This window comes from Methylocystis sp., assembly GCF_050246715.1.
Classification (GTDB): Bacteria; Pseudomonadota; Alphaproteobacteria; order Rhizobiales; family Beijerinckiaceae; genus Methylocystis.
The window spans coordinates 1-8,163 of sequence record NZ_JBFWVN010000088.1 but is presented as its reverse complement, the minus strand read 5'-3'; the positions used below and the strand labels follow the sequence as shown (position 1 = coordinate 8,163).

8 protein-coding genes are annotated in these 8,163 nt (G+C 59.9%); 3 read left to right on the top strand and 5 right to left on the bottom strand.

Features of this window, described 5'->3' with window-relative positions:
• Window positions 1-233: 233 nt before the first annotated feature.
• The 4 genes from AB7I51_RS17030 to AB7I51_RS17015 form a co-directional block, all read right to left on the bottom strand.
• Window positions 234-2,237 carry a hypothetical protein gene (locus AB7I51_RS17030; protein WP_428405458.1) on the bottom strand — a complete coding sequence of 668 codons (2,004 nt, stop codon included), beginning with the start codon at window positions 2,235-2,237 and terminating at the stop codon, window positions 234-236.
• A gap of 340 nt (window positions 2,238-2,577) precedes the next feature.
• On the bottom strand, window positions 2,578-2,853 hold the full coding sequence (locus tag AB7I51_RS17025; RefSeq protein ID WP_428406363.1) for a hypothetical protein: 276 nt from the start codon (window positions 2,851-2,853) through the stop codon (window positions 2,578-2,580).
• Window positions 2,854-2,967: 114 nt separating this feature from the next.
• Window positions 2,968-4,056, bottom strand: a complete 1,089-nt coding sequence (locus AB7I51_RS17020) for an asparaginase (protein ID WP_428405457.1) — start codon at window positions 4,054-4,056, stop codon at window positions 2,968-2,970.
• Window positions 4,057-4,365: 309 nt separating this feature from the next.
• Window positions 4,366-4,524: a hypothetical protein gene (locus tag AB7I51_RS17015; protein ID WP_428405456.1), complete on the bottom strand. Its 159-nt coding sequence runs from the start codon at window positions 4,522-4,524 to the stop codon at window positions 4,366-4,368.
• A 253-nt stretch (window positions 4,525-4,777) separates the two neighbouring features.
• Between AB7I51_RS17015 and AB7I51_RS17010 the strand changes: the two genes are divergently transcribed.
• Window positions 4,778-5,059 (top strand): hypothetical protein, encoded by a 282-nt coding sequence (locus AB7I51_RS17010; protein WP_428406362.1) that lies wholly within the window; start codon window positions 4,778-4,780, stop codon window positions 5,057-5,059.
• A complete protein-coding gene (locus AB7I51_RS17005) occupies window positions 5,028-6,407 on the top strand; it encodes an adenylate/guanylate cyclase domain-containing protein (protein WP_428405454.1) in 1,380 nt (459 codons plus the stop codon). Before AB7I51_RS17010 ends, AB7I51_RS17005 begins: the two co-directional genes overlap by 32 nt.
• Before the next feature lie 352 nt (window positions 6,408-6,759).
• Here the strand turns inward: AB7I51_RS17005 and AB7I51_RS17000 are convergent, their stop codons facing one another.
• Window positions 6,760-7,149 (bottom strand): HU family DNA-binding protein, encoded by a 390-nt coding sequence (locus AB7I51_RS17000; protein ID WP_428405453.1) that lies wholly within the window; start codon window positions 7,147-7,149, stop codon window positions 6,760-6,762.
• A 654-nt stretch (window positions 7,150-7,803) separates the two neighbouring features.
• Between AB7I51_RS17000 and AB7I51_RS16995 the strand changes: the two genes are divergently transcribed.
• Window positions 7,804-8,130 carry a hypothetical protein gene (locus AB7I51_RS16995; RefSeq protein ID WP_428405452.1) on the top strand — a complete coding sequence of 109 codons (327 nt, stop codon included), beginning with the start codon at window positions 7,804-7,806 and terminating at the stop codon, window positions 8,128-8,130.
• Window positions 8,131-8,163: the final 33 nt, after the last annotated feature.

Below are 8,163 nucleotides of genomic sequence, written 5' to 3'. Positions count from 1 at the left end.
AACTTCCGCCGCCTGCTCGCATGGCTGGCGCTTCTGTGGGCCTTGTTCCTGAGCGTCCTCGACGACGCCAACGCCTCAAATCGCCGACTAATCGCCGCTTAAATCGCGTTCTTCACGGGCGACTGTCGCAGGCTCCAGACGCATTCACGAATCATCGATTCATGAATGCGTCCTAACTTTTTGAATTGATGCATCTTCTCCGCCGAACCGGCATCGGCTCGGCGGAAAACGCTTTACGCGTGCGGCCAGCGGCGCTCGCGGAACCAGCTGCGATAGTCGGACATTTTTGAGCGCTGGGTCGCCGGCGCATGGCGTGCGCAGGTCGCCGCCTCGGCGCTCCCGTCAGTCGCGCCCCATCGCAATTCCACGCAGTCGTTGGGATTGTAGCCCATCTCGAGATCCTCGGCGCGGTCGATCACGTCCTTGAGCGAGAGCGTCCAGGCGGAGCCGTCGCTGCGCGTATAGCTAAAGGTGCGGGCCGCGAGTTCGTTCGCGAGCGCACTTTGCAATTGCGCCCTCGCCCCGGCGGGACTTTGTCCAAACGGCATCGCGTAGCGCTCGCTGCGCCGCGCGACGCGATCGGGATAGCCGCGCACCACATCGATCGCGATCAGCAGGCGCAGATCCCGCGCCGGCGTCGAGAAATCCTCCCACGCTCCGGCGGTCGCGAAGATCGCCGGACCGTCCGGCATCGACGCTTCGCCGCGCCCGCCGTTCTGGAACTTTCGCCCGTTTTCGACCGCCGTCGCGCGCGTCTTCACCTGTTCTTCGAGCGCGGCGATCGCCGCCATCATCGCGCGCATCGGATCGAGCGGCTCAGGCGACATCACCTCATCCATGCGGTCGTAGAACTCCTCGGCGCTAAGCTGCGTTTGCTCCTGCGAAAAATCGCCATAGTGCGGATTCTTGGCGATCTCCGAGTTGGTAAGCGCCCGCAATCCGCCACTCTCGCGTTCGATCGGCCGAAAGCGCTTGAAGCCGGGACTGCCGAGCGATGGTCCGTTGGCGAACAGGAAATTGCCGCGCCAGAACCGCTTGCGGGTGACCGACCCATCCGGTTCGGCGTCGACGGCAAGAAAGAGGCCGGCGGCGTCAGCCGTCTGCGGGACGCGCTGCACAAGCATCATCACGTGCCCGTATGGATCGGCATAGGCCGTTCCCGGACGCAGCGCCTCCTGCGTCAGTGGAATTGGATAAAAGTCGGACTTGTCGCTACTTGCCGATGCTCGCACCGATCCGGAATGAACGACGTCGCCCACTGCCCGAAAATAGCCGGCGACGCCTGCCGGCCGCTTCGGCGCAGGCGGTTTGGCGGGCGCGGCCGTCGGAGCGGGCGCGCCTGGCTGGGCCTGTTGAGGCTGCGAGAACAGTTGCTGCAAGATATTCGTAGGCGCCGCTGCGGGCGTCGGCGCCGGCGGCGCGGCAGCCGACGCCATTGCTTGCACGGGCGGCGGCGCGGGCCGGGTCACCTCGGGGTGAAGAATGTCGAACCGCTCATTGCATCTTGGCGCCGCGCCGCCGCCGCCGCGCGAGCAACTCGAATAGGCGAACGGCAGCCCCATCTTGAAGGCGAAATAGGCGCGCAGGAAGTAGACGAAGTCCGCGCAGTCGGGCTTCAGCGACAGGGTGAGCTTGTCTTCGCCGGTTCCGAGATGATTGAACAGCACATTGCGCGACGGATTGCGCAGCACCTCGTGCCACGTCTTCCACGACTGCTCCGCCTCAAGCGGCGCGTCGAACAGCTTGGCGATCCAAGCCGAATATAAATTTTCGGTCTCCCGGTCCCATTTGCTGCGGAGCGCCCAGACGGCGCCTCCCGTCGCGAGCGACGCAGACTTCTTTTGCGCGCTTACCTCGATTTCCTTGGTCATCGCGCCGCAGCCGGAGAAAATGCCGCGGCCTCCAAGCGTCGCGCGCCAGGCGCCGGCGGCTGGCGACGCAACCTCGGCGAACCAGACATAGGGCGGTCCGCCCCGCATCTGGCGCGATCTGGCGGCGACGCGTCCATCAGGGGAGATCAGCGAAAGCTCGCCGTCGACCGGCCTTTCCGCGGCGACGAGAACGCGCAGGGGCGCGCCCTTCCAGGGAACCGCCGGCGACGCCAGGACCGCGATCTCGGCCGTTTCTTCGCAGCCTCCCAATGAAACCTGGGCCTGGGCCGCAGACGATTGAAAAAGAAAGGCCAGAAATGCGCCCGCGATGGACAGGGATGCAGCGAATCGGCGCGCTGAAAACATGTTTGATCCCCCTATTGGACCGCTCTCTCGATTCGTTTCCTGTGAGAGTGTGATTTACAGGCCATAAAGTTGGCAGGAATCAGTCGGCGGACGTGAGAACCGATTTTGCTGCGTCCGACAATCGGCAACCGCAGCAACTGCATCTGCATCCTCTGGTCGAACCAATTTTCACCCTTGATGCGTCGCATGGCGGCGAAGGCATCGTCGATGTCCGACTTCGAATGATTTGAGACGGTGGGCGTGGCGATTTAATGGTGGTCGCCCATCATCGGCTTAACCGAACGGCGCAACAATGTACCGAATTGATTTTATTAGCTAAAGTTCCTGAAGGCCTACCGAACTATTTCGGCGTCAACTGCTTTAGCTCCGAAAAAAAGCCCTGGGTCTGGCCGGCGCGGCCTCCTCTAGCGACGATTTGCGCCGTGAGCCGCTTGAGGTGCGAAAGGCCACTCTGACCTCGCTGTTGACCAAGGCACATGCCGGCATCCGCATCAGCGATCACATCGAGGCAGACGGCGAGACCGTCTTCCGCCATGCCTGCTGTCTCGGGCGTGAGAGCATCGTCTCCATGCAGCGAAGCAAGCGGGCGCCGCCTCAACCGGTCTTGGTCAGCCATGCTCCCTCCAAAGTATCTGTCTCACGCTTCCGGGAGCGAGGACGAAAATGCAGCCCCGGCGCGGTCGCTGCTCGCGGAACCTCATCCGCAGCTGCTACTTGCTTAGGACCAATCCTACGGGCCCGCGCGCTGCAACCGCGCCGTCAGCGCTGCCGGATCACGAGCCGCCTTCTCTGCGAGCGCAAGCATCAAGGCGATTCGCGCCTTTCCCGGATCATTGATCGGCGACAAGATCGCACCCAGTTTTTGCAAGCTCGCCCCGCCCCCTTCTCCGCCGTAGGCCGGCCGAATCTGGCCGCGATTGACGCGGCTGGTGACGAGGATCGGCACGCCCTTGGCGCGGGCGCGGGCGATGGCGTCGTACATCGGATGGCTCACATTGCCGATGCCGTAGCCTACCACCACGACACCGGCCGCCTTGTTGGCGACGGCCGCGTCGAGCAGGGCGCCGGTGCTTCCGGGATAGTCCATCACCACCGGCACGGAAGGCAGCGCGCCCGGCAGATCGAAGGACTGGCCCCGATCGGGACGCGCCCGCCAGTAGACCTTGTTTCCTTCCACCGTCCCGAGCCAGCCCCACGCCCCGCCATCGAAGGTGTCGATGTTGCCGGCGTCGACTTTCCGCGCGGCGTTCGCCGCGATGATGCGGCCGTTGAGGGTCAGCGTCACGCCGCGGCCCGCGGAGCGCGGGTCGGCGGCCTGACGAACGGCGTTAAGCAGATTCAGCGGCCCGTCCGGCCAGGGGCTCGACGCATCGCGCATCGATCCCGTCAGCACGATCGGCTTGTCGGTATGGCGTGTCAGTTCAAGAAAATAGCCCGTGTCTTCCATGGTGTCGGTGCCGTGCACCACCACGACGCCGGCGATCGCCGGGTCCGCGGCCGCCTTCGCCACCGCGCGCGCGATCGCAAGCCATTGCGACGGCTGCATGTCGCGCGAATCGATGTTCGCCACTTCGGTGACGACAATGTCCGCAATCCCTTTCAGGCCCGGCACGCTCTCAAGCAACTGGTCCGCTCCGAGCGTGGGCACCGCCTGGCCAGTCTTCGGATCGATTTTCTGGGCGATGGTGCCGCCGGTCGTGATGACCGCGACCCGGGGCTTGTCCTGTCCGACCGCCGGAACGCTCGTCGCTGATAGCACAACCAACCAGACCAAAGACAATACGGCCCATGTGGCTTGTCGCGTTTTTAACTCGAACATACACTCCCGTTGGTCACCAGGCTTCAGAACACGCCTGATCATCCGACATTCTCCATCTTACTATAATATAAGAAATTTAAGCCCCCGAACGGGGAACCTCAAGTCAATTTTCGTCTTCAGTCGCCGTCAGATTCGGCCTGCCGTTTTGCATGCGCTCCAGAACAATCAATCGCCATTCTGATCTTGCCTTCGAGCTTGGCGATCCAACAATTCCGATCTACGCCAGCAAAATCCCTTTCACGGCATTCGGCTGGGATACATATGAATAGTATTTCGTCGAAAGACCGAACTGCTCCTCTAGAGTATCCGTTATGCGCAAGTGGCGTTGACCAGGAGACCATGGCTGCCTTTCGCGATTTGCCACTCGCTGATCCTTGCGTAGCTGTCGTAGTCAACCTCTCCTTCCTGGAAGGGAACAACGAGCGGCGCAAAAGCGCCTTTCATAGCGCCGAGGTTGGGAACGGTCATCGCATTCTCCCGCAGGCCGTTGATGGCTTGCCCCGAAGGTCCTGGCCGAAAATCCCGAGGCGCGGCGTTCCGCTTTCCGGCGCGGTTCATCGCGGCCGGCCTTGTTGCTCTTCCACCACTTTCTGCGAAAACATGGAAGTGGCGGCATGAACGATGGCCTCACGCCAAATTCCGAGCCGGTCCTAACGGGCCACGTCCCGTTCGCCGGTCGTCAGCCCGAGCCAAAAGCAAGCGTCGGCGAGGAAATATGCAGTTGAAACGCCTTTTGCAGTTTCTGTTGGCAGGAACTCTCGCCTTCGCGGGGGTAATCACCGCCATAGCCGTGATGCTCAATCAGCTCGAGCGAAAGGTGGAGGATGCGCAACGCCGCCGTTATGACACCTACCTGCTCGCCGACGAGCTACGACAGTCTTCCGATGATTTGACCCGATTTGCGCGCATGTATGTGGCGACGGGGGACGATCGCTACCTGCGGTACTATTGGAACATTCTCGATATCAGGAATGGCAAGATCCCTCGCCCCGAAAGGCTATGAGGGCGTCTATTGGGATTTAGTTGTCGGCAACGTCATTCCTGAGCCCGTCGCCGAGAAAAAAGGCGGCGTCTCGCTCGAAGCGCGTCTGCTTCAGGCTGGCATGACCGTCGATGAATTCAGCAAACTCAAGGAAGCTCAAAACCTGTCGAACGAGCTGGCCCGCCTCGAAACAGTGGCTATGAACGCCTTCAAAGGCCAATTTGACGACGGCACGGGCTCGTTCCAGAAGCAAGGCGACGCCGATCCTGTCCTAGCGAACAAGATTCTCAACGACGAACGTTACAACGATTACAAGTCGCGAATTATGCAGCCCATCAGCGAGTTCCTCTCGATGGTGGATCGCCGGACCACATCGCAACTCGATGATCTCAATCGACAGTCTCAAGGGCTCCTCGTCGGAATCATAGGCCTTTCCGCTGCTTTCTTCGCGGTCATGTGCCTGATGGTTTGGATGGTTTTGCGAAACGTGCTCGGCAGAAGCGCAGGATTGATGCAAGCGGTCCACGAGATCAGCGCGGGAAATCTAGACGCACGCACTAATGTTTCAGGCAACGATGAAATCGGCGTTCTCGGCAGCGCGATTGACGCGATGGCCAATAATTTGAAAGCTGCAATAGACCACGCAAACAACAAGGCTAAGGAGGCTCGGGAACAAGCCGTTAAACTGAGCGAGGAACGTCATCACTCCGAAAAGCTGCTTCACAATATTTTGCCGGGCTTGATTGCAGATCGCTTGCGTAAAGGCGAATCAATGATCGCCGAAACCTTCCCCGAGGTTACAGTGCTGTTTGCTGACATCGTCGGCTTCACGGAGCTTTCAGCGCGTTTGGGGCCGCGCGAGATCGTCAACATGCTCAATGACGTTTTCGGTCGCTTTGACAAACTCGTTGGCGAGTATGGGCTTGAGAAGATCAAAACGATCGGCGACTGCTATATGGTTGTCGGCGGCGTTCCCGAACGCGATCCGCTTCACTGCCAGAAGGCGGCGGATTTTGCGATTGCCGCTCTGCATGCCTTCGAGGACTACGCTTCCGATTTTGCTCAACCTCTCAGCATTCGGATCGGAATGCATACAGGCACCGTGGTCGCCGGCGTCGTTGGCACCCAGAAATTCGCATATGATCTTTGGGGCGACGTCGTGAATATCGCGAGCCGCTTCGAGTCTTCAGGAAAACCGAACCGGATACATGTGTCGGATAGCGTCCGTTTTCGCCTTGCGGACGATTTTGCCTTCGAAGAAGGCGAAGACGTCAACATGAAGGGCAAGGGCATCATGAAATCCTGGTTCATGCTCGGGCGCAAGGATGGCGGAAACGTTGTTCATCTCAAGACGCTTCCCGCCAGCTGAAATTCTATCCAAATATGACGATTCGCCTTCACGTCACGCCCGATCTACGCCTGAATGTGGCCGTCGAGACGGAGGCGAAAATGACCCAAGCCAAGCAAAAGTAGCCCGCCCGCAACCCCTTCATCGCCAAAAAGGCTGAGAGCTCTCGCCGCGCAAAGAGGACGATCGCGCGACCCTTACGGCCGCGTCGAACGGATCGCAAGCCGCGGACTATCTGTTGTCATTCAAGGAAGAAGCGGAACAGGCAAAGGAAGCTGTCGAAGACAGCGCATGGCAAAGGGCCCCGCGCGGCCAAACGCGGGGCTTTTCTCTTCCACCACCATCAGACGGCTGCAGCGAGCAGATAACGCCGTTACTTTATCGCAGCGGCCTTCAATTTGGAGAGCGGACGGATTTTGACGCGGACGCTTGCGGGCTTCGCCGCGGCGGGCACCATCTCGCCCGTCGCGGGGTTACGAACCAGCGTTCCCGCCTTGCGCGCCGGCACCTTGCGAAGCGTTACTTTTAGAAGGCCCGGCAAGGTGAACTCGCCAATGCCCCGCGGGTGAACCGACCCTAGAAAAACCTTTTCCAGCGTTCCGTAGACGCCTACGGCGGTCTTGCGAGGAATGTCGTTCTCTTCGGCGATCAGGTTGATGAGCGCCGACTTCGTGTATGTCTCTTTGACTGGCCGAAGCGCCGCCGGCTCCGCCTTGCCGACCTTCCCGCTTGCCGCCGTCACCGTTTTTTTCGCTCTAGCCATACGATGTCCTTTGCCGAATTAGAGCCTGCATTATACTTCACGCGCACTATGTCGATTGCTAACGATTTCATTGGTGATTCGCAAACCGGCGTCCGCCGATCGCCTCGCTTGCGGTGCGGCGCAGCGAATGATTCTAGCTGGCTCCGCCCCTCTCTTCGACGCACCGGGGCGGCGCGCCGATTGAGAGGAGGACCGCCGCATGGCGCATCGACGGCGCAACGCGCGCCTCATTGCGGCGTTTTCATTTGCTGCTACGCCTGTAAAATCAATGTGCTAATAAGCAAATTCCCTAAACCGCATAACAGGGAATTATTTTGACGGAACAGGGATTTTGATCCAGCGAACAGGGAATTTAATCGGGCAAACAGGGAGCCAGATGGCCATTCGCCCCAACCAGTCGCGACATATCTCAAGATTCGCGGCAGGCTCCGCCTCAGCGAGGAGCATTAACGCGGCGCGCAAGGCGGATCAATTTTACGGTAGGGACAGGCCACCCTCGCGTCAGAAGCGGATGCATTGAAGTTGGCGGTTACCTTCCCAATTCCTTTCGAATGGAAGGGAGACACGCCAAGCAAAGGTGTGGACGCGTTTTTTAATTCAGGAATGTCCGCGCGCCTTTCCATGAAACGTAAGCATAGGGATAGGGAGGCACATATGCGTAAGCTGTTTGGTTGTCTTCTCGCCGGTTGTGCTCTCACTGCTTCTAGCGCGTCGACTTTCGCGTTTGAAGCTATGCTTGCCAACAACTTCGCCCTGTATCCGCGTCCTTATTCGCATGAGGGTATGATGACCCTAGGCGCAGGCGAATACGTCGATATTGACAGATGCGACCATGGTTGGTGCGCGGTCACGCACGGTGCGCACTCAGGTTATATCCATACCAACCATCTAGCATTACAGTTGCGAATTTTTATGAACTCTGAATCACTGGCTCACCATGATTCGTCATGGGAGCGTGGTGATGGCGGGCGCTTCGATTGAAACGACGCTGGAGCTTTGGGCGTCGTCGTTGCG

Coding starts and splice junctions, on each gene's coding strand:
- AB7I51_RS17030 (WP_428405458.1), bottom strand. CDS start 2,237: ATGTTTTCAGCGCGCCGATTCGCTGCATCCCTGTCCATCGCGGGCGCA.
- AB7I51_RS17025 (WP_428406363.1), bottom strand. CDS start 2,853: ATGGCTGACCAAGACCGGTTGAGGCGGCGCCCGCTTGCTTCGCTGCAT.
- AB7I51_RS17020 (WP_428405457.1), bottom strand. CDS start 4,056: ATGTTCGAGTTAAAAACGCGACAAGCCACATGGGCCGTATTGTCTTTG.
- AB7I51_RS17015 (WP_428405456.1), bottom strand. CDS start 4,524: ATGACCGTTCCCAACCTCGGCGCTATGAAAGGCGCTTTTGCGCCGCTC.
- AB7I51_RS17005 (WP_428405454.1), top strand. CDS start 5,028: ATGGCAAGATCCCTCGCCCCGAAAGGCTATGAGGGCGTCTATTGGGAT.
- AB7I51_RS17000 (WP_428405453.1), bottom strand. CDS start 7,149: ATGGCTAGAGCGAAAAAAACGGTGACGGCGGCAAGCGGGAAGGTCGGC.
- AB7I51_RS16995 (WP_428405452.1), top strand. CDS start 7,804: ATGCGTAAGCTGTTTGGTTGTCTTCTCGCCGGTTGTGCTCTCACTGCT.